At 64.8% G+C, this 20,270-nt stretch carries 20 protein-coding genes; 11 read left to right on the forward strand and 9 right to left on the reverse strand.

Translation table 11 applies throughout. The features are described 5' to 3' along the window. Window positions 1-471 (reverse strand): homocysteine S-methyltransferase family protein (locus ACE3TU_RS07110; protein WP_374622065.1); only part of this gene is annotated, 471 nt, incomplete at its 3' end. A gap of 167 nt (window positions 472-638) precedes the next feature. On the opposite strand from ACE3TU_RS07110, the gene ACE3TU_RS07115 reads away from it, so the two are divergent. Further along, the gene (locus tag ACE3TU_RS07115; RefSeq protein WP_374622067.1) at window positions 639-1,337 is read left to right on the forward strand and encodes an alpha/beta fold hydrolase; all 699 of its coding nucleotides are present in this window, start codon (window positions 639-641) and stop codon (window positions 1,335-1,337) included. Here ACE3TU_RS07115 and ACE3TU_RS07120 read toward each other — a convergent pair. Further along, window positions 1,334-1,765, reverse strand: coding sequence for a PACE efflux transporter (locus ACE3TU_RS07120; RefSeq protein ID WP_374622069.1), 432 nt, complete (start codon window positions 1,763-1,765; stop codon window positions 1,334-1,336). The two genes, ACE3TU_RS07115 and ACE3TU_RS07120, sit on opposite strands and share 4 nt — an antisense overlap. Window positions 1,766-1,940: 175 nt before the next feature. Between ACE3TU_RS07120 and ACE3TU_RS07125 the strand changes: the two genes are divergently transcribed. The 10 genes from ACE3TU_RS07125 to mazG all read left to right on the forward strand — a co-directional run bounded on the left by ACE3TU_RS07125 (window position 1,941) and on the right by mazG (window position 11,342). Beyond that, a complete protein-coding gene (locus tag ACE3TU_RS07125; RefSeq protein WP_374622071.1) occupies window positions 1,941-3,083 on the forward strand; it encodes a septal ring lytic transglycosylase RlpA family protein in 1,143 nt (380 codons plus the stop codon). A gap of 42 nt (window positions 3,084-3,125) precedes the next feature. Then, a complete protein-coding gene (locus ACE3TU_RS07130) occupies window positions 3,126-4,283 on the forward strand; it encodes a D-alanyl-D-alanine carboxypeptidase family protein (protein ID WP_374622073.1) in 1,158 nt (385 codons plus the stop codon). A 17-nt stretch (window positions 4,284-4,300) separates the two neighbouring features. Continuing rightward, complete coding sequence (gene tmk / locus ACE3TU_RS07135; RefSeq protein ID WP_374622075.1) at window positions 4,301-4,993, forward strand: dTMP kinase; 693 nt, start codon at window positions 4,301-4,303, stop codon at window positions 4,991-4,993. After that, the gene (locus ACE3TU_RS07140; protein WP_374622077.1) at window positions 4,990-6,024 is read left to right on the forward strand and encodes an AAA family ATPase; all 1,035 of its coding nucleotides are present in this window, start codon (window positions 4,990-4,992) and stop codon (window positions 6,022-6,024) included. Before tmk ends, ACE3TU_RS07140 begins: the two co-directional genes overlap by 4 nt. Then, window positions 6,021-7,568 (forward strand): methionine--tRNA ligase, encoded by a 1,548-nt coding sequence (gene metG / locus ACE3TU_RS07145; RefSeq protein ID WP_374622079.1) that lies wholly within the window; start codon window positions 6,021-6,023, stop codon window positions 7,566-7,568. The genes ACE3TU_RS07140 and metG overlap by 4 nt, the downstream gene beginning before the upstream one ends. A 9-nt stretch (window positions 7,569-7,577) precedes the next feature. Next, window positions 7,578-8,357 (forward strand): TatD family hydrolase, encoded by a 780-nt coding sequence (locus ACE3TU_RS07150; protein WP_374622082.1) that lies wholly within the window; start codon window positions 7,578-7,580, stop codon window positions 8,355-8,357. Next, window positions 8,357-9,196, forward strand: coding sequence for an MBL fold metallo-hydrolase (locus tag ACE3TU_RS07155; protein ID WP_374622084.1), 840 nt, complete (start codon window positions 8,357-8,359; stop codon window positions 9,194-9,196). The genes ACE3TU_RS07150 and ACE3TU_RS07155 overlap by 1 nt, the downstream gene beginning before the upstream one ends. A gap of 21 nt (window positions 9,197-9,217) precedes the next feature. Then, the gene (locus ACE3TU_RS07160) at window positions 9,218-9,592 is read left to right on the forward strand and encodes a RidA family protein (protein WP_374622085.1); all 375 of its coding nucleotides are present in this window, start codon (window positions 9,218-9,220) and stop codon (window positions 9,590-9,592) included. Between the two features lie 206 nt (window positions 9,593-9,798). Continuing rightward, complete coding sequence (locus ACE3TU_RS07165) at window positions 9,799-10,518, forward strand: fumarylacetoacetate hydrolase family protein (protein ID WP_374622086.1); 720 nt, start codon at window positions 9,799-9,801, stop codon at window positions 10,516-10,518. Window positions 10,519-10,520: 2 nt separating this feature from the next. Next, a complete protein-coding gene (gene mazG / locus ACE3TU_RS07170; protein ID WP_374622100.1) occupies window positions 10,521-11,342 on the forward strand; it encodes a nucleoside triphosphate pyrophosphohydrolase in 822 nt (273 codons plus the stop codon). Here mazG and hflX read toward each other — a convergent pair. The 7 genes from hflX to ACE3TU_RS07205 all read right to left on the reverse strand — a co-directional run. Then, entirely contained in the window at window positions 11,328-12,716 is a 1,389-nt protein-coding gene (gene hflX / locus ACE3TU_RS07175; RefSeq protein ID WP_374622087.1) for a GTPase HflX, read from the reverse strand. The genes mazG and hflX overlap by 15 nt on opposite strands. 4 nt (window positions 12,717-12,720) lie before the next feature. Next, entirely contained in the window at window positions 12,721-12,969 is a 249-nt protein-coding gene (hfq, locus tag ACE3TU_RS07180; RefSeq protein WP_374622089.1) for an RNA chaperone Hfq, read from the reverse strand. 167 nt (window positions 12,970-13,136) lie between these two features. Next, complete coding sequence (locus tag ACE3TU_RS07185; protein WP_374622091.1) at window positions 13,137-14,516, reverse strand: sigma-54-dependent transcriptional regulator; 1,380 nt, start codon at window positions 14,514-14,516, stop codon at window positions 13,137-13,139. Next, window positions 14,516-16,903 (reverse strand): ATP-binding protein, encoded by a 2,388-nt coding sequence (locus ACE3TU_RS07190; RefSeq protein ID WP_374622093.1) that lies wholly within the window; start codon window positions 16,901-16,903, stop codon window positions 14,516-14,518. The genes ACE3TU_RS07185 and ACE3TU_RS07190 overlap by 1 nt, the downstream gene beginning before the upstream one ends. 135 nt (window positions 16,904-17,038) lie before the next feature. Beyond that, entirely contained in the window at window positions 17,039-18,490 is a 1,452-nt protein-coding gene (ntrC, locus tag ACE3TU_RS07195) for a nitrogen regulation protein NR(I) (RefSeq protein WP_374622095.1), read from the reverse strand. Then, window positions 18,487-19,617 carry a nitrogen regulation protein NR(II) gene (locus tag ACE3TU_RS07200; protein WP_374622098.1) on the reverse strand — a complete coding sequence of 377 codons (1,131 nt, stop codon included), beginning with the start codon at window positions 19,615-19,617 and terminating at the stop codon, window positions 18,487-18,489. Before ACE3TU_RS07200 ends, ntrC begins: the two co-directional genes overlap by 4 nt. Next, window positions 19,614-20,270, reverse strand: a 657-nt coding sequence (locus ACE3TU_RS07205; RefSeq protein WP_374622099.1) for a tRNA dihydrouridine synthase, incomplete at its 5' end; no start/stop codon positions are given. The genes ACE3TU_RS07200 and ACE3TU_RS07205, both read right to left, overlap by 4 nt.

The raw sequence follows: 20,270 nt of genomic DNA on the forward strand, positions 1-20,270 counted from the left end.
CATGGAGGCCGTCTTGTTGAGCGGCCCGAGCGCACCCGCGACGAACCGGCGCCGGCCGTCCTTTTCGAAGGCCAGTTGCGCCGCCTCCCGGGCCAGGCATGCCCCGGCGAAGTTCAACTCGTAGGCGAACTCCTGCATGCCATAGTCCGTCATCACGATGTCGGTCGACGAGAACGTGTTGGTTTCGACGATGTCGGCACCTGCGAGAAAGTACTCGAGATGAATGGCACGAATGGCGTCGGGCTGAGTGAGGTTCAGCAGGTCATTGTTGCCGCGCAGGTCTCGGGGCCAATCGCGGAACCGCTCGCCGCGATAGGCCGCCTCGTCGAACCGGCGGGCCTGGATCATCGTCCCCATGGCCCCGTCAAGGATCAGGATGCGCTCGGCCGCGGCTCTGGACAGCGCGACACGGACCTCGTCGCCTTTCGGCAGGGAATTTGCATCGATCTCAAGGTGTTGCCGTTCAAACATCACTCGACTTTCCGACCAACGTGACGCCAAATACGTCAAACGCCGGCGACGATCGCACGGCGAGATATAAAGATATCTTTATATGCCTTCCGATGCCGCGGCAAGCAAGCGGCTTATGCACCGCCGTCAGGTACCGGCGGCTCCAGCCAGGGGATCCTCGCGTTACCGTGCCATTCCTGCTCATCCCCGGCCTCAACTGCACCGCAAGGGTCTTCGCCGGCCTGACCGACGTTCTGTGGCCGTTCGGCGCGGTGACCGTTGCCAACCACCGTGGCGGCGACAGCATCGGCGCAATCGCTGCGGACATACTGTCGGCAGCGCCGAGTCGCTTTGCGCTCGGTGGCTTCTCAATGGGTGGCTATATCGCCTTCGAGATCATGCGTCAGGCACCCCACCGGGTAGACCGGCTGCTGCTGCTCGATACGTCGGCGCGTCCCGACACGCCTGAAGCGGCCGAGAATCGCCGCCGCCGCATTGCGCTGGCCGAGAGCGGCAAGTTCGAACTTGTCGTCGAACAATCCTTCCCGATGGCAGTCCACCCGGACAACCAGGAGCGCGCCGACGTGCGGGCGCTGCATCGCGAGATGGCCCTCGCCAACGGTGCGGAAGCCTATATCCGGCAGCAGCGTGCCATTTTTGCGCGTCCCGACGCCCGGCCTGGTCTGGCGACGATTGCCGTGCCTACGATGGTCATCGTAGGGGAGGGGGACCTGATCACCCCGCCGGCGGCCGCGGAAGAGATGCATCGAGCCATCCCCGGCAGCCGCCTTGCCGTGATCGCGGGGGCCGGCCACATGGCCATCGCCGAAGACCCCCGCTCGGTCTACGCCGCCGTTCGACAGTGGGCGGAATTGCCGCGAACCTAGGCGGTCTCGTGCTTCCACTCAGCGAGCGGGAATACCCGATCGTAGGCCAGGTTGAACACATAAGCATAGGCCATGTAGAAGCCGGCGAACGCGGCGTCCATGATCAGGGCCTGCCAGAGGTCGATCCTGAGGTACCATGCGATCAATGGCATGAGGGCCAGCAGCAGCCCGACTTCGAACAGCACGGCGTGCAGCAAACGCAGCACTTGGCTCTTCCGGGTGGAGCCGGTCAGACGCCTGACAGCATGGTCGAAGCCCCAGTTGAAGATGTAGTTCCACAGCAGGGCGATCACCGCGCTCCCGGCGCTGACGACGCCGATGTCGAATAGCGGCATGTGGAACACAAACGCTGCCAGCGGGGTGACGAGAATCAACCCGATGAGTTCAAAGCTCACCGCGTGGCGAATACGATCTGACGTGGAACGCATGTCCCGATTTCCTCTCGGATCCCGGGTCGTCCCGATGCAAATGCGCGGAGGTCGCCGGGGTCGTCCCCGGACGAGAACCCGCTAGCACATGCGGCACAGGCTGGCAAATCGCCGATATACGCAATTTGCCTCAAATTAACGACGCGGCAACCACGTTCCTCCTCCAGCCACCGCTGTGGACCGCCTGCAGCTATGCTGCGCGCAATCCGTCGATTTGGGTCTCATGACATTGGCAGCTCCTTCTCGCGACCTCATTTTGGCCGCCCGAGTGCTCGTTTTGTCGCTGATCGCAGCAGTGGTTCTCGCTGCCTGCAGCAGTTCGGGTTCGGTTCCCCATATCAAGCGCGCCGCGTTCTCCGAAAAGGAGTTCGGCGTCAAGGCCAGCCCGCGTGTCACCAACGCCAAGAACCCGCCCAAGGGCGGTGGACGCCTTCTGATCGGCAAGCCCTATGTGGTGCGTGGCGAGACGTACGAACCCCTTGCGAACCCTGTCGGCTACGTCGCCTCCGGTTCCGCCTCATGGTACGGAGACGACTTCCATGGTCGCAGGACGGCCAACGGAGAGATCTTCTCGGCCACCGCCATTTCCGGGGCCAGCCCGGTACTGCCGCTGCCCAGCTACGTGCGGGTGACCAATCTCGAGAACGGCCGCTCAATGGTGGTGCGGGTGAATGATCGGGGGCCGTACCTGCATGGCCGGGTGATGGACCTCAGCTACCGCGCGGCCGAGATACTGGGCTACGCGGACAAGGGAGTGGGGAGCATTTCCGTCCAGTATATCGGCCCGGCGCCGCTCAATGGCGACGACACCCGTATGCTGCTGGCAAGCGTCAACCGGCCCACCCGACTTGAGGAGCAGGCAACCCGGCTTGCCCTGACGGAGAGGCCGGTCGAGGCCGCATGGGACCCGGTCGACCTCGCAGAAGTCGAGGCCGGGGGGCGGCCAGACGCGATTGGCGGGATCATGGACCTGTTCGGCTACGTCGACACCACTGCGGCCGAAGCTGCCATCGGCAGTGCACATGCGGCGGTCGACGCGATGGCCACCAAGGCCTCCGCACTGGAGGGCTGGATCGCGGCGGTCGACGTCGAGAAGCGCGCCATCCGACTGGAACTCGGCATCTTTGCCGACAGCATGCGGGCCGAGGAGGTCGCCATGGGCTTCACCCCGCTGGGCGCGGTCGCGGAGGAGGCGGTACGACTGCACGGGGTCGACGCAACCCGGCTGGTCCTCAGGCGTTTGAAACCCGGAGTGGTTCGCGCCGATGTGATGGCGCGTGCCGAAGAACTTGGCCTAGAAGCTATAGTTCTCTATTAGTCGAACAACGGCCGAAGTGAAGGCCGCACGCGGGGTTTCACGTTGCGAACGTTTGCCGACAGGATGTTCGGACTGGTCCTGCTGGTGCTGTTGGCGCTGGTCGGCGCGGCGCGCGCGCAGGAGTTCGACACGAAAGCCCCGTACGCGGTGCTGATGGACTACGAGTCCGGCACGATCCTGTTCAACAAGAATGCGGACGAGCGACTGGAGCCGGCCAGCATGGCCAAGCTGATGACGCTGGCCGTGGTGTTCGACCAGCTGCAGCAACGAAAGCTCCAGCCCACGGACGAGTTCTTCATTTCCGAACACGCCTGGCGCGATGGCGGCGCCGCGTCGGGCGGCTCTACCATGTTCGCGGAGCTGAACTCGAAGATCCAGGTCATGGACCTTGTTCGCTCCGTCATCATCCAGTCGGGCAACGACGCGGCGATCGCGCTGGCCGAAGGAATAGCCGGAACCGAAGTGAGCTTCGCGCAGATGATGAACCGGCTGGCCAGCGAGATCGGGCTGACGGGCTCGAGCTTCGTCAATGCCACCGGTTTGCCCGATCCCGATCAGTACTCGACGGCGCGAGACCTTGCCACCATCGCTCGCTTCATCATTGCGCAGTTCCCGGAGTACTACCCGATCTTCTCCGAGAAGGAGTTCACCTGGAACAAGATCCGCCAGCTCAACCGCAACTCCCTGCTGGAGATCGGCATTGGCGTCGATGGCCTGAAGACGGGGCACACCGAGGCATCCGGCTACGGTGAAGTCGTGTCGACTGCGGCCTCCGGCCGACGCCTGATCGGCGTGCTGCACGGCATGAAGTCGATGAGCGAGCGCACCGAGGAGGCGCGGAAGCTGATCACCTGGGGAACGCGCGGCTTTGAGCTCGTTCCGGTCTATCCGGAAGGAAAGCCGGTGGCGCATGCCAATGTCTACGGAGGGGCGTCCGAGACCGTGCCGCTGGTCGGCAAGGGCAACATCGACCTTTTCCTGCCCAAAGGCGCGCAGAACTGCCCCCAGGCCATCGTCACCTACAGCGCACCGATCCTACCGCCGATCGAGAAAGGGCAGCCGTTGGGGCAATTGCAGGTCTCCTGCAATGGCACGGTGGTGCAGGTTACGCCGCTCTATGCCGGCGAGGCTGTCGCCGAGGGAGACATCGTGCGCAAGGCCACCGACGCGCTCAAGGAACTGGCCTTGGGCTGGCTCTAGAACGGACGACGCCCAACATGCTCGATGTTCCCGCCCCTGCGGCCCGCTTCATCACCTTCGAGGGCGGAGAGGGCGTCGGCAAGTCCACTCAGGTCAAGCGCCTGCTGGTCCGGCTCAACCGGTTGGGCTTCGAGGCCGTTCGCACCCGTGAGCCCGGTGGGACGCCGAAGGCCGAGGCCGTCAGGGCCTTCATCCTGCAGGGGCGATCCGAGAGCTGGGGCGCCGGAGCGGAGGCGGTTCTCTTTGCTGCCGCACGCCTCGACCACGTGAGGCAGTTGATCGCGCCGAGCCTGGGGACGGGCAAGTGGGTGATATCCGATCGCTTCCATGACTCGACGCGCGCGTATCAGGGCCTGACCGGGGGCGTCGACGACCGCTTGATCCGAGGACTTGAGGCCCTGGCGCTCGACGGCCACCAGCCGGACATCACCTTTGTGCTCGACATGGACCCCGCAGCCGCCTTTGCCCGCGTCAACGCCCGCGAACTCGAACAGGCACTGGCTCAGACCGGAGACCGTTTCGAGAAGGAAGACCTCGATTGGCACCGCCGGCTGCGGCGCGCGTTCCTCGACATTGCCGCGGCCAACCCGGAGCGCTGCGTGGTCCTCCCCGCCAATCAGAGCGAAGACAATCTCGAACTCGAGATATGGGACGTGCTGGTCCGACGCTTCCCCGAGATCGAGTCCAAAGGCGCCTGGGTCGCGCCGTGACCTTTCCCGCGCGTGAGCCCGACCAGATCGAGGGGGTTGCCTCACCGGAGGAGGGGCAGACGCCCGTCGGGCACGCTGCCGCAGCTGCAGCAGTCTCGGCCCGCCTCGCGGCAGGGCGCCTGCCGGGCGGCATCCTGATTCATGGACCGCGTGGGATCGGCAAGGCGACCTATGCGTTCGATCTGGCGCGCCAGATATTCTCGGCCACCGGAGACGAGACACCTGAGCACGTTGCCGCGCAGGTCGCTGCCGGCGCCTACCCGAATCTCTTCGTCATGCGAAAAGCGCCGCGCGACACCGGCAAGGGCTACTACACGTCGATCCGGGTCGAAGAGGTGCGTGGTTTCGTTGATCAACTGCGCCGGACCCGAGGCCGGGCAGGGCACCGAATCGCGATCATCGACGCGATCGACGACTGCAATGCCTCATCCGCCAACGCGCTGCTGAAGATCCTCGAGGAACCGCCCGCCGACACGACCTTCCTGCTGATCTCGCACCGGCCCGGCTCGCTGCTCCCGACGATCAAGTCGCGCTGTTTTCAGCTTGGCCTTCGTCCACTCGACGACGCCGATGTGCGCACCGTGCTTCAGCGCTCCGGCATCGTTCGCGACGCGCAGGCGGTAGACCTTGCCGTGGCGCTGGCGGGAGGGCGCCCCAGGCGCGCCATCGAGGCGCTGTTGATCGAGGAGCGTGGTCCGCTGACCGCGCTGCGCGACTGGCTCGCCGCTCCATCGGGCCTCGCTGCCAGTGCCCGGATGGAGCTGGCTGATGCCCTTGGCGCGGAACGAGATTCGGCCGAACTCCGCTTCGCCCGGGAGATGCTCAGCGACTGGCTGGCCAACGAGGCCCGCTCCGCCGCCATCAGTGGTCATCGCGGCCGGCTTGCCTCGGCCAGTGAGCTGTGGGACAAGGCCCGGCTTTCCCTTGCCGATGCGGACGAGTACAACCTCGACATGCGGCAAACCCTGGTTGCGCTGTTCGACGCGATCCGGAAACACGAGCAGTTGAGCGCCAGTCCGTCGCAGCCATGACCGAACCCTTCTACGTCACCACCGCCATCGCCTATCCGAACGGGGAACCGCATATCGGGCACGCCTACGAGATGGTGACAACCGATGCGATCGCCCGGTGGGCCAGGCTCGAGGGGCGTCCCACCTTCTTTCTAACCGGCACCGACGAGCACGGCATCAAGATGGTGCAGACGGCGACGGCGCAGGGGCTGACACCGCGCGAGCTGGCTGACCGCAATTCTGCGCGATTTCGTGAGATGGCCGTCCGCCTCGACATCTCCCACGACGACTTCATCCGGACTACCGAGCCTCGGCACTACGAGTCGGTCCAGGAAATCTGGCGACGGATGGCCGCCAACAGCAATGGCGACATCTACGAAGACGCTTACGAGGGCTGGTACTCGGTTCGCGACGAGGCGTATTTCGATGCCTCGGAGCTTACGGAGGGGGAGGGGGGGCGTAAGTTCGCGCCCTCCGGTGCCGAAGTCACCTGGGTCCGCGAGCCGAGCTATTTCTTCCGGCTGTCGGCCTACCAGCAGAAGTTGCTCGACTACTACTCGGCAAACCCCGATTTCATCGCCCCGGAGGAACGTCGCAACGAGATCGTTTCGTTCGTGACGTCGGGCCTGCGCGACCTGTCGATCTCGCGGACCACCTTTGACTGGGGAATCCCGGTGCCGGGCGCCCCAGGTCATGTGATGTATGTCTGGATAGATGCGCTGACCAACTACATCACCGGCGTCGGGTTTCCCGACGAGCTCAGTGAACGCTACCGTACATTCTGGCCGGCGAACCTGCATGTCATCGGCAAGGACATCATTCGGTTCCACACCGTGTACTGGCCGGCGTTCCTGATGAGTGCCGGCCTGCCGTTGCCGCGTCGCGTTTTTGCCCACGGGTTCCTTACGTCCGAGGGCAAGAAGATGTCGAAGTCACTCGGCAACGTGGTCGATCCGCATGAGCAACTCGATCTCTACGGCACGGACCCGGTGCGCTGGTACTGCCTGCGCGAGGTCAGCTTCGGACAGGACGGCGACTGGGGCCGCGACAAGTTCATCAACCGCTCGAATGCCGACCTTGCCAACAATTTCGGCAACCTGGCGCAGCGGTCGCTGTCGATGATCCAGAAGAACTTCGCCGGCACCGTCCCTGCAGCTGCGCAAAGCGCACCGGACCTTGCGATCGTCGGCGCCGCGATCTCCACGATCGAGCGCATGCGCCTGGCGATGCAGACCCAGCAGATCCACGAGGCGACCGCCGAGCTCACGAGCCTGCTCAATGCCGCCAACCTCTACTTTGCCGAACAGGCACCGTGGGGACTGAAGGCGGACCTTCCCCGGATGGGAACCATCCTCGCGACCACTGCAGATGTGGTGCGCCGCGCCGCCATCGCGGCCCAGGCCTTTGTGCCGGCCTCGGCGGCAAAGCTCCTCGATCTGCTGGCCGTTCCGGCGAGCGAGCGCTTGCTTGTCGATGCCGTTCGTCCGGAGGGGATCCCGGCGGGCACGCTTCTTCCGCCGCCGGAGCCGGTTTTCCGGAAGTTCGACCTTGGCCGGGCCGGGTAGGGCTGCACGATGCTCATCGACTCGCATTGCCATCTCGATTTCCCCGAGTTGGCCGCCGACAGGGACGGGGTCCTGGCCCGGGCCCGAGATGCCGGGATCGACGGCATGGTGACGATTTGTACCTGGGTCGACAAGTTCGACTCCATCCGCGCCATTTCCGAGGAACATGCGGAGGTCTGGTGTTCCGTGGGGACGCATCCGCACAACGCCGACCAGGAGCTGCATATCGAGACTGCCGACCTGGTGCGCTTGAGTGCTCACCCGCGCTGTATCGCGATCGGGGAAGCAGGCATCGACTTCTTCTACGACAACGCGCCCAGGGCGGCCCAGGAGACGGGTCTGCGTCGCCATATTGCGGCCGCCCGCATCACCGGCCTGCCTCTCGTCATTCACTCGCGCTCGGCCGACGAAGAGATGGGTCAAATCCTGGAAGAGGAGGTGGGGCAGGGGCCCTTCCCGTTCGTCCTGCACTGCTACACGGGCGGCCTCGACCTGGCGCGGACGGCGCTGGCGCTGGGCGGGTACATCTCGTTTTCGGGCATCATCACCTTCAAGAACGCCGAGACCATCCGCGAGGTCTGCCGGATGGTACCGGCCGACCGATACCTGGTCGAGACGGACGCTCCATATCTGGCCCCGGTGCCGCATCGCGGACAATCGAACGAGCCCGCATTTGTTCGCCACACAGCGGAGACCGTGGCCGCGATCCGGGGCGTGTCGCTGGCCGAAGTCGGCGTCGAGACCACCGCGAACTTCTACCGCCTGTTCCGCAAGGCGCAGTCAAGCTGATGCCGGCGGCTCAACGCATCATCGCCACCATCATGGGCTGCGGCTCGTCCGGAGGAGTGCCCAGAATCGGCGGCAATTGGGGCGTCTGCGACCCTGCGAACCCCCGAAATCGCCGCCGCAGGTGCTCGCTCCTGATCGAAGGCTGGACCGAAGGCATCGCTCAGCCGACGCGCATCATCGTCGACACAGGCTGTGATCTGCGCGAACAGCTGCTCGACGCAGGTGTCGATCGTGTCGAGGCCGTCCTGTACACCCACGAGCACGCGGACCACACGCATGGCATCGACGATCTGCGCGTGCTCGCCCTCAACAACAGGAAGCGCGTCGACGTCTTCTTCAGCCACGAAGCGGCGAACCGCATCGTGCCGAGCTTTGCCTACTGCTTCACGTCGTCGCCGGGCAGCGGCTATCCGCCGATCCTCAATCAGCACCTGATCGAGGCCGGTCGAGACCTGGAGATCCACGGTCCGGGCGGCAGCATCACGGTGTTGCCGTTTCGACAGGATCACGGCGACATCTACTCGCTCGGGTTTCGCATTTCCAACTTCGCCTACTCGTGCGACCTGAGCGGCATCCCCAATGACTCGCGCGACGCCGTCGGCGGCCTCGATGTCTGGGTGCTCGACGCGCTGAGGCCGGCCCCGCATCCTAGCCACCTGAGCCTGTCGGAGGCCCTCGCGCTCGTCGAGGAGATGAAGCCTCGCCACGCGGTGCTGACCAACCTGCACATCGACCTCGACTACGTCCAGACGGACGCCATGACGCCGGAACATGTCCGACCCGCCTATGACGGGCTGCAGATCGACGTGCTGGCCGGTGAGGTGATCAGCCCGCGCTAGTCGTATCGGGAGACGCACTGAATGATCGAAGTGATCGACACCGGCATCGCGCCGTCCTCGGGTCCCGTAAACGACTGCATTCGCGTCGGTCGGCAGGTCTGGCTGGTCGTCATATCGGAGGACCCATCCACCGGAGAGATCGTGACTGGCGAGATCGAGCGGCAGACCCATCGGGCGCTGGCCAATCTCCGACAGGCGGTCGAGGCTGCCGGCGGCACGCTGGCCAACATCGTCCAGGTTCAGGTCTTTCTCGTCGACAAGGCCGACGCGGCCGGCATGAACCGGGTCTATTCCGAGTACTTCGTCAAACCCTATCCGGTGCGCGCAACGGTGGTGGTGAAGGAACTGCTGGCCGCTGGCCTCAGGATCGAAATCACTGCGACGGCCATGCTCTAGAGGCGGCGGGCTCTCCACAAACATGCTCGAACGCGGCCGACTTCATGCGATAGTTTGACCACGGGAGTCGCCGGTGAACATGTCCGGCAGGCGGCACCGCCGCAGGACCGTCATCCGGCATCAGGTCGCGGTTCGGGTGTGCAGACAGTTCCATAATATATCTTATGCGAATGGGAGAAATGTGTCGAATGACTGGTGAAGCGCACTTGATCCAGCAGCTGATCGCCGCCCATCACAGTGGCCGGGCCGACGTGGATGCCGCGCCCTACTCGAGGCTGGACCGCGCCGCGGCGTATCGCATTCAACATGGAGTACGCACCGGGCTGGCTGCCGGCATCGGTCTGCTCAAGACCGCGGTGCATCCCGATGGCGTCGGAGTGGTCGCCCCGATCAGGTCCGAGCGGTTCGGGCAGTCCGGCTCGTACAGCCTGCCGCTCTCGCGGGTCATCGGCCTTGAGCTGGAGGTCGGCCTGGTGCTGGCCCGCGACCTGGACAGCACTACGGCCAGTGCCGACGAGAGCGAGATAATCGAAGCCATCGATCATTATTTCGTCGGCATCGAAGTCTGCGGCAGCCGCTTCCGCAATCGTGCCGAGGCCGGCCCGATCGGCGGCCTCGCCGACAGCATGTCCGCTTTCGGCTACGTGATCGATCCGACGCCCCGAGAGCCCGGCGCCGATATCGAGGCCTATGACGCGCATCTGTTGCTGAATGGCAATCCGCTGCACGCCGGCAAGGCCCGTCACAGTTTCGGCACGGTGCTCTCGTCTTTCGTCGCCTACGCGCGAAACCAGCACCCTGACTACCCGTTGCGGGCCGGCACGATCGTGACCACCGGCTCGCTATGCGGTCTTGTTCCCGTCTCGAGCCCGGGCCATGTCGTCGGTCGGCTGGGCAGCCATACTGTCGAGTTCGACCTCACATGACCATGCGGCCATCGCGCGACATTTCTCGCCTCGTTGAGATCATGGCCGCCCTGCGCGACCGCGATGGCGGTTGTCCATGGGATCTGGAGCAGGACTTCTCGACCATCAAGAACTACACCATCGAGGAAGCCTACGAGGTTGCCGACGCGATCGACCGGCAGGATTTCGCCGATCTTCGTGAGGAACTGGGCGACCTGCTACTCCAGCCGATCTACCATGCCCAAATGGCTTCGGAGCTAGGCAAGTTCGACATTGGTGACGTCATATTCTCAATCACTGAGAAGCTTATACGTCGGCATCCTCACGTGTTTGGAGAAGAAGCTGCCCGCAGCGCGGGGGGCGCCAAGGCCAAATGGGAGGAAGTGAAGGCCGATGAACGAGCGCGAAAGGCGCAGGTCAAGGGCCAGTTGTCCCCGTCACTGCTCGATGACGTGCCTCACGCCCTGCCCGCTCTCATGCGGGCCGAGAAACTGACCCGCCGGGCCGCCAAGGTCGGCTTCGACTGGGCCCATTGGCGGGATGCCATGGGCAAGGTCGAGGAAGAACTCGGCGAAGTGCGGAGTGCCGTCGAATCCGAGCAGTCCACGGCGCGGGTCACCGAGGAGATCGGCGACTTGCTGTTTGCCGCGGTGAACCTTGCGCGTCAGCTCGGGATCGACCCGGAGGCAGCGCTTCGCGATGCCAACTCGAAATTCACCCGTCGCTTCCATCATGTCGAACAGCGGGCCCGTGAGGACGCCGTTCCCATCGAGGCTGCCGGACTTGAGCGTCTCGACGGCTACTGGAACGAGATTCGGGCCATGGACAAGTCAGGCAGCGTCTGAGCCCTCGATGCGACCTGCGAACCGCTCCGCGAACGCCGCTTTGTGGCGAGGCTCGACGCGGACTTCGTAGACCTGCCCGGCCTCGTCCGGTTCACTGCGCGCAATGATCTCGGCGTGACCGTAGAGCCACCCGACATCGGCGCCGGACGTGTGCGGAACAAGGACCCGATACGTCCGAGCCTGCGCTCCGAGCACCTGCTCCACGGTCTCCAGGAGCTTGTCGAGCCCCTGCCCGGTGGCGGCGGACACCGGCACCGTTGCGGCGACGTGGCCAAGCGCCGATATCGTTTCAAGTGCCGGGATGTTCCCGTCAGCGTCCTGCGGCAGCAGGTCCAGCTTGTTCCAGACCTCGATGAGCGGGGTCGTCTCCGTTGACACGCCGAGTTCCTCAAGCACCTTCAGCACGTCGGCCGCCTGCGCTGCATGGTCAGGATTTGCGATATCGCGAACATGCAGGATGACATTGGCTTCGAGCACCTCCTCCAGGGTGGCCCGGAAGGCGGCAATCAGGTCCGTGGGCAGGTCGGAGACGAATCCGACGGTGTCCGACAGCATCACTTCCCGACCGTGGGGCAAGGCGATCTTGCGAACAGTGGTATCGAGCGTCGCGAACAGAAGGTCCTTGGCAAACACCCCTGCCCCGGTCAATCGATTGAATATGCTCGACTTCCCCGCATTGGTGTAGCCCACGAGCGCCACCACCGGGAAAGGAACGCTGTCGCGCCTTCCCTTCTGCTGGCCGCGCGTCTGGCGCACCTTCTCGATCCTCTCCTCGAGCAGCTTGATGCGCTCCTGAAGCTGGCGCCGATCGCTCTCGAGCTGGGTCTCGCCGGGTCCGCCCATGAAGCCGAACCCTCCCGAGCCGCGCTGGCGCTCGAGGTGGGTCCAGCTGCGGACCAGCCGGCTCTTCTGATAGTTCAGGTGGGCGAGTTCGACCTGGAGGACGCCCTCGCGTGTCGCGGCGCGCTCGCCGAAGATCTCGAGAATCAGCCCAGTCCGGTCGAGGACCTTGCACCCGGTCTCCTTCTCGAGGTTGCGCTGCTGAATGGGATGCAATGCTGCATCCACCAGCAGGACCTCCACCCGCTCGCTCTTGATCCGCCTGGCAAGCTCTTCGACATGACCGCCACCGATGAATGTCGCGGGCTTGACCTCACGGACCTTGACGATCTCGGAAAACACGACGTCGAAGCTCACCGCTGCGGCAAGCCCTTCGAACTCGGCCTTCCGGGCTTCAATGCTGTGACCAGTCTGGTGGCCGCGGACGTCAGGAACCACCAGGCCGACGCGCGTCGGGGCCTGCCGGTGGTCGATGAAGCGCTCTCGACCAGCCTTGTGGTCGTCCCCTGAGTCGTCGTTCAGTTCGTCGGGCATTCGATCAATCGTCGCCAGTGTGCTCGGGGTCGAAGAGCTGAATGGGCGCGCCCGGCATGATGGTCGAGATGGCGTGCTTGTAGACCAGCTGCGACTGCGCATCGCGCCGGAGCAGCAGGCAGAAATTGTCAAACCAGGTGATCACGCCCTGCAGCTTCACTCCGTTGACGAGAAAGATCGTGACCGGGACCTTCTGCTTGCGGACATGATTGAGAAAGGCGTCCTGGAGATTCTGGACCTTTTCGCTGGGCATTCGTTGGCCTCTTCTTTTGCGGCGGCCGATGCGTGTGCATACGGACGAGCCACGTTGCTACGCCGGGCAGTGGGCCGCCACCCCTACCCGTTGCCTATCGCTGTTCCACTCGCAACCCAGTATGGCACAAAAGACTTTTCGTGCCTACCCGCCCGGTCGCCGAGCCGCTAGAGCCCGAGCGACTTGATCTTGCGATGCAAGGCGCTGCGTTCCATCCCCACGAACTCCGCCGTCTTGGAGATGTTGCCGCCGAACCGCTCGATCTGAGCAAGCAGGTACTGGCGCTCGAAGACCTCTCGTGCGTCCCGCAGCGGCAGGCTCATCAGGTGCGCCGAGGAGTCGCTGTCACCCACAGTGGGAAGGACTTCGCCGATGTCTGAGGGCAGCAGCGCCGCGGTGATCAACCCGTCGGGCGGCGTCTGGTCCTTCACGAGAATCAACAGGCGCTCGATCGAGTTGCGCAGCTGCCGGGCATTGCCCGGCCAGTCCTGAGCCTGCAGCACAGCCACCGCGTCCTGACCGATCGACAGACTTCGCAGGTTGTGCAGCTTGCACACCTGCTCGATGAAGATCTCGACCAGCGGGGGGATGTCCTCGCGACGCTCCTTCAGGGGGGTCAGCTGCAGCGGGACGATGGACAGGCGGTGAAACAGGTCGGAGCGGAACTGACCCTGCTCGATCATTGTTGCGATGTTCTGCGAGCTCGACGAGATGACCCGCACATCAACGGGGACCGCTACCGTACCCCCGACCCTGCTGAACCTGCTCTCGACAAGCATCCGCAACAGGGTCTGCTGAGCCGTGGCCGGAAGGGCGGCGACTTCCGACAGATACAGCGTACCGCCGTGAGCCCGCTCGATGGCCCCCACCTCGGTGCGCAGCGTGCCCGTCTTCTCCCGGGTCTCGCGACCGAAGAGGACGACCGCGATCTCATCGGGCGAATAGAGAGAGCAGTTGATCTCGACAAGCGGCGAGTCCGAGCGGGCGCTCTTCTGGTGCAGCAGGCGCGCGCAGAGCCCCTTGCCGGTCCCCGACGGGCCGGAGATGAAGATGCGCGAGTTCGTCGGGGCCGACTTCTCGATCAGTGCGCGGGCCTGCTGGAGCTGCGCCGACCCACCCACCAGCTCGACCGCGGTGCTGGACCGTTCGCGGAGGTCTGCCACCTCGTTCTTCAGCCGCGTTGCCTCCATGGCCCGCTGCGTGATCAGCAGCAGCCGGTCGACCTTGAACGGCTTCTCGATGTAGTCATAGGCGCCCCTGCGGATCGCGCTGACCGCGGTCTCCACGTTGCCGTGCCCGGAGATCATCACGACGGGCATATCCGGGTGCTGGCTCTGCAGCACGTCCAGCAGCTGCAGCCCATCCAGGCGACTCCCCTGCATCCAGATGTCGAGGAAGACCAGGTTGGGTCGTCGTCGGGCAATCTCGTTGAGGCCGGAGTCCGCATCGTGCGCTTGTCTCGCTTCGTAGCCCTCGTCCTCCAGAATGCCGGCGATCAGATCGCGAATGTCGTCCTCGTCATCGATGATCAGAATGTCGAGGGCCATTAGTTGTTCTCAACCGCTTGCAATTGCGGCTCCCTTGCTTGTCCGCTTACAGGTTCTGCCCCACCCGCTGCACCGTCGCTACGGACCTGGACAGACTGCTGATCTGCCAAGGTGTCGGAAGGGGCTGCTGTCCCCTCCAGTTCGACTTCCCCCGCACGGTGCAGTGGCAGGGTGAAGCTGAAGCAGGCGCCGATACGCCCGTTCTCGTCTGGCTCGGCATCGATCAGGTCGACCTTGCCGCCGTGTTGCTCGATGATCTTGGCGACAATGGCAAGCCCCAACCCGGTGCCCTTCTCGCGTGTGGTGACATAGGGCTCGAGCAGCCGGTTCCGGTTCTCCTTTGGCCAACCCCTGCCGTTGTCGGAGATGGCGAGGCGCACCAGGTCGCCGTCGAGCCTGGCTTCGACGGTGATGCGCGGGTCCTTGATGGCCGCAATTCCTGCACCCTCGATCGCCTCGACGGCGTTCTTGATCAGGTTCGTCAGCACCTGGCTGATCAGCCGATTATCGAACCATGCGATGATCGGAGCCTCGGGCAGATCCAGTCTGATCGACACCTCCGGCAGTCGCACGCTCTCGAGGAACACTGCCTGGCGGATCGTCTCCCCCAGATCGCCGCGTTCGAGCCGCGCTTCCGGCATGCGGGCAAACGAGGAGAACTCATCGACCATTCGACCGATGTCGCCGACCTGACGAACGATGGTGTTGATGCACTTGTCGAAGACCTCGAAGTCGTCGGCCAGCTTGGTGCCGTAGCGCCGCCGCAGCCGCTCCGCCGACAGTTGGATCGGCGTGAGCGGATTCTTGATCTCGTGCGCGATGCGACGCGCCACATCGGCCCATGCACCGGTGCGCTGCGCCGACAGCAGGTCGGTGATGTCGTCGAGCGTCACGACATACCCCTTGCTCTCGGTCATGGTGCCTTCGCGCGTCAGCTGCACCTGGTAGGTTCGGTAGTCGGGACCGGAACCGATCTCGATCTGGTCGCGCAGTGAGCCGCGCCGCGACGACTGCGCCCGCTCGATCACTGGACCGAGAGCCGGAATTACCTCGGCGATCCTCTTGCCGACGAGGGAGACCTCGTCGCTGCCCACCATCTCCGCAGCGCGCGCGTTGACCAGGGTGATGACGCCGAACGGATCCAGCCCGACGATTCCGGCGGAAACGCCCTCCAGAACCGCCTCGGTGAACTGGCGGCGTTTCTCGTTGGTCTCGCTGGCAGCCAGCAGGGCAACCCGCTGGGACTTGAGCTGCTGTGTCATCGTATTGAAGCGGTTCGAGAGGTCGCGCAGGTCGCCCCTGCCCTCCTGAACCGGCACACGAATGTCGAGGTCACCATCCGAAACGCGGCTCGAGGCAATCATCAGATTCCGGATCGGATCGACGAAACGGTTGGCGAGCGCAATACCGATCCACACCGCCGCGAGCAGCAATACGAGGGCAAGGCCCACGTACATGAGGGTGAAGGTGATCTGGAAGACCAGGCGGTTGCTCTCGTACTGCCGGTATTCGGTTACGTTCTCGTCCGTCAGCCGCATGAATTCCAGGACTTCGGGGTCGACCGGGCGTGCGACGAAAAGGTAGGTGTCGTCGTAGCCGCGCAGCTTCACCACCGAGCCGATCAGATTGGTTCGCCCGGGACCGATCTCGGTCGGCGTTCCCTCGCCTACTCCCGACGTCAGGCCCGCCGGCACCTTGGGGAACGTCCCGGGCGCGTTGATCTGGGCCTTCATCAGGGTATCGCCGTCGGCGGAGATCAACGACGTAAACGGCAGCGAGCGTGTCTGGGCCAGGGCGGTGAGGATGCGCTGGTACTTGACGCGATCGGTCTCGAACGTGCCACGCGCCTGTTCCAGCTCGCTGGCGACCCAGATCACGTCGTCGCGCAGGACCTGAGCATGCTCGAGCATGTAGGATCGTGCGACCAGGCGCGAGCTTTCCACCATGGTCCGCGTCCGTTCGGAGAACCACTGGTCAAGTCCCTGGTTGAGCGAGATCATCGCGACGACGGCCACCAGGAGCGCTGGTATGGCCGCCACCATCGCGAACATGGTCACCATTCGAACCTGCAGCCCTGCCCCCGCCTGTCCGCGTATGCGGGCCTGCAGCAACAGGGTTGCCTCGGTGAGGACCAGGGCGACCACCGCCAGCACCAGGAGCCCGTTCACGACCCAGATGACGGTCCACACTTCCGGCGTCGGCTCGATGTCCGTTGCGCCGGTCATGATGAGGAACGAACCGGAGGAGACGAATACCGACAGCAGGACGACGATCAGCCCGAGCGTCCGAATCGCCTGCCTGCCGCTCTCGGCGAAGCGCAACGGGCGGCGAGCGACAGGGGGCGCTGGCGCAGTCAGGTCGGGACTTGCGAGCGTTGCGTCCTGCATCCGTGGCCATCTAGGGAAGCTTGCGGGCAGTGTCACCCAGATGCGACAAGCGTTCAAGACAAATGTTGCCAAAATGTGACACTGCGGCCGCGCGACCGCAGCTGCCGGATTCTGGCGTGGATTACGGAACGCTACCTAGCCCTGCCGACGCGACTGCTTGACGATCTCGATCGCGTGCGCCCGAATCTTCTTGCGCAGTGTGTTGCGATTAAGCCCGAGCAGGTCGGCTGCCCGGATCTGGTTGCCGCCGCAGGCGTTCAATGCCATGGCGATGAGTGGTGCCTCCACCCGATCAAGCACGCGCTGGTAGAGCCCGGCGGGCGGCAGGTTGGGCTCGGATTCCCGCAGGACCTGCGCCACATGAGACTCGACAGCGGTCGAGACATCGATCGGTCCGGAGGTCCCGGCCTGCATCGGCTGTCGGTCGGCGAGGTTCAGTTCGCTCTGGACGATCTCGACCGAGATGTTCTCGTCGGCGTAGAGAGCCGACAGGCGACGCACCAGGTTCTCGAGTTCGCGGACATTGCCCGGCCAGGAGTAGTTCTGCATCAGGCGGATCGCATCGGGGGCGATGGTCTTGACCGGCTCGCCCTCGCGCTGGGCGGTCCTCAGGAAGTGCTGCACGAGATCGCTGATGTCGTCGACGCGCTCCCGCAGGGGGGGCAGCCGGATGGGGACCACGTTGAGGCGGTAATAGAGGTCCTCGCGGAACAGACCCTGCCGGATCATCTGCCCCAGGTCCCGGTGCGTGGCGGCCACGATGCGGACGTTCGACTTGATCGGGGTGCGCCCCCCGACCATGGTGTATTCACCCTCCTGCAACACCCGCAGCAGGCGGGTCTGTGCATCCATCGGCATGTCGCCGATCTCGTCGAGGAACAGTGTTCCGCCCTCGGCCTGTTCGAAGCGGCCCGAAGAGCGCGCCGTGGCACCGGTGAAGGCGCCCTTCTCGTGGCCGAACAACTCGGCCTCGATCAGGTCGCGGGGAATGGCGGCCATGTTGATGGCGACGAACGGGCCGTTGCGACGCTTGCCGAAGTTGTGGAGTGCGCGCGCGACGAGTTCCTTGCCGGTGCCGCTCTCGCCGGTGATCATGACCGTGAGGTCGGTCTGCATCAACCTCGCCAGCGCTCGATAGATGTCCTGCATGGCCGGCGACCGTCCGACCAGCGGCATGGTTTCGCCGGGTTCATCGACCTTCTTGGCCGACGACGGCGCCTTCCTGGCGTCGGCCAGCGCGCGCGCCACCACCGACAGCACCTCCGCGATGTCGAACGGCTTGGGCAGGTATTCGTAGGCGCCGACTTCATTGGCGCGGATCGCAGTCATGAAGGTGTTCTGCGCGCTCATGACCACGACCGGGAGATCCGGCCGCAGCTTCTTGATCTTGGGCATGATGTCGAACGCATTGCCGTCCGGCATCGCCACGTCGGTAATCAGGATGTCGCCTTCGCCACGACTGACCCAGTTCCACATGGTCGACAGGTTGCCGGTCGGCCGCACTTCGTAGCCGGCCCGCGTCAGTGCCTGATTCAGAACCATGCGGATGGCGGCATCGTCGTCCGCGAGGAGCACTGTGTGGCTCATTTTGCCAGAACCTCTTCAGTCTCGGGCACAGCCGGCCGGCTGGCGACTGGCAGCAGGATGCGGAAGCGCGTGCGACCGGGGCGGCTATCCATGTCGACCACACCGCCATGGTCACCGATGATCTTGGCCACGAGCGCGAGACCCAGCCCCGAGCCGTTGGCCTTGGTGGTGACGAAGGGGTCGAACAGGATCGGAACCATGTCCGGCGGCACGCCCGGCCCATTGTCTTCGATGATGATCTCCAGCGGCAACGAAATGCGCTCGGATACGCCCTGGACCGAAATGCGGATGCCGGGTCGGAAGGCCGTCGAGAAGCGGATCTCGGGTTTGGGGGTGCGCTCGAGCGCCTCGGCGGCATTCTTGACGAGATTGAGGAAGACCTGGATCAACTGGTCCCGGTTGCCGCCGACCGGAGGCAGCGAAGGGTCGTAGTCCTCGACGAAGGTGATGCCCTTTGCGACGCCGCTCCGGGCCAGAAGCTTCACCCGGTCCAGCACCACGTGGATGTTGATCGGCTCGCGTTCGATCGGCCGGTCGTCGCCGAACACCTCGACCCGGTCGATGAGATCGACGATCCGGTCCACCTCGTCGCGCACCAGGCGGGCCAGGGGCAGTTCTTCGGGCGTGACACTCTGCTCGAGCAGTTGAGCGGCCCCCCGGATGCCGGAGAGCGGGTTCTTGATCTCGTGTGCCAGCATGGAAGCAAGTCCGGTGACCGAGCGGGCGGCACCGCGGCTCACCAGCTGTCGGTCGATCTTGTCGGCCATCGTGCGCTCCTGGAACAGCAGCGCCAGCCGGCCCTCCCCCTCGGAGATGGGCGTTGCGAACACGTCGACGACCCGTTCGTCATTGACGTCGCCGAAGCGGGACGAGCCAACGCGCACCCGGTACTCCGTCATCGGCGCATTTCGCTCGATCACCGAGGTCACCAGCCCGATGATGGGCGAGCCGAAGGCCAGCAGGTCGTCGAGCCGCTGGCGGCTCAGGACGCTCATCGAAGCACCAAAGAACGCCTCGGCAGCGTAGTTGACGAAGACGATGGTGTGATCCTCGGCGCAGACGATGACCGGCTGTGGCAGTGCCTGCAGAACCGCCATGGTCAGGCCGGGCGGAACATCCTTGCTCATGCCGCGGCCCTCCAGTTGCCCTCGAAGATCTCGCCGATGAGCCGACGGACCGTTGCCGGGTGCTCCGACCCGAGCAGAGCAGCTCGGGCTGGTCTGCCGGGGTCGATACCCGAAGCCTCTAGGTACCAGTCGAGGTGCTTGCGGGCGACCCGCACGCCGACCTGGGTGCCATATGTCTTGAGCATCGCTTCATGGTGCTCCAGGACAAGGTCAGCGAGGCCGGTCCCAGTCGGGCTCTTCGGCGCCGGCAAGCCGGAGAGCCCCGCCCCGATCTCGCCAACCCGCCAGGGCCGCCCCTGGGCGCCACGACCGATCATCACCGCCGCGGCGCCCGACTGCCGCAAGGCCTCGCGCGCCGTCGCGAGGTCAACTATGTCGCCGTTGACGACAACCGGGACGTCGACCGCCTCGACAACCTCTCGAACAAGTTGCCAGCGCGCGGTGCCCTTGTAGAACTGTTGCCGGGTGCGGCCATGGACCGTGATCATCCGGACGCCGGCGTCGACGGCGCGTCGGGCGAGTTGGGCGGCATTTCGGCTGTCGTCATCCCAGCCGAGACGCATCTTGACGGTGACCGGCAACGGCGTCGCGGCGACGACGGCATCGATCAGACGCAAGGCCTCGTCGGGAACTCGCATCAGCGCCGAACCGGC

The sequence above is a fragment of the Devosia sp. genome (genome assembly GCF_041917035.1).
GTDB lineage: Bacteria > Pseudomonadota > Alphaproteobacteria > Rhizobiales > Devosiaceae > Devosia_A.

Bases quoted from the DNA above. Each gene is read 5' to 3' on its own strand.
- ACE3TU_RS07185 (WP_374622091.1), bottom strand. From the start codon at position 14,516: ATGGCCCTCGACATTCTGATCATCGATGACGAGGACGACATTCGCGAT.
- hfq (WP_374622089.1), bottom strand. From the start codon at position 12,969: ATGCCCAGCGAAAAGGTCCAGAATCTCCAGGACGCCTTTCTCAATCAT.
- ACE3TU_RS07160 (WP_374622085.1), top strand. From the start codon at position 9,218: ATGATCGAAGTGATCGACACCGGCATCGCGCCGTCCTCGGGTCCCGTA.
- hflX (WP_374622087.1), bottom strand. From the start codon at position 12,716: ATGCCCGACGAACTGAACGACGACTCAGGGGACGACCACAAGGCTGGT.
- ntrC (WP_374622095.1), bottom strand. From the start codon at position 18,490: ATGAGCCACACAGTGCTCCTCGCGGACGACGATGCCGCCATCCGCATG.
- mazG (WP_374622100.1), top strand. From the start codon at position 10,521: ATGCGGCCATCGCGCGACATTTCTCGCCTCGTTGAGATCATGGCCGCC.
- ACE3TU_RS07150 (WP_374622082.1), top strand. From the start codon at position 7,578: ATGCTCATCGACTCGCATTGCCATCTCGATTTCCCCGAGTTGGCCGCC.
- ACE3TU_RS07120 (WP_374622069.1), bottom strand. From the start codon at position 1,765: ATGCGTTCCACGTCAGATCGTATTCGCCACGCGGTGAGCTTTGAACTC.
- tmk (WP_374622075.1), top strand. From the start codon at position 4,301: ATGCTCGATGTTCCCGCCCCTGCGGCCCGCTTCATCACCTTCGAGGGC.
- ACE3TU_RS07200 (WP_374622098.1), bottom strand. From the start codon at position 19,617: ATGAGCAAGGATGTTCCGCCCGGCCTGACCATGGCGGTTCTGCAGGCA.
- ACE3TU_RS07190 (WP_374622093.1), bottom strand. From the start codon at position 16,903: ATGCAGGACGCAACGCTCGCAAGTCCCGACCTGACTGCGCCAGCGCCC.
- metG (WP_374622079.1), top strand. From the start codon at position 6,021: ATGACCGAACCCTTCTACGTCACCACCGCCATCGCCTATCCGAACGGG.
- ACE3TU_RS07155 (WP_374622084.1), top strand. From the start codon at position 8,357: ATGCCGGCGGCTCAACGCATCATCGCCACCATCATGGGCTGCGGCTCG.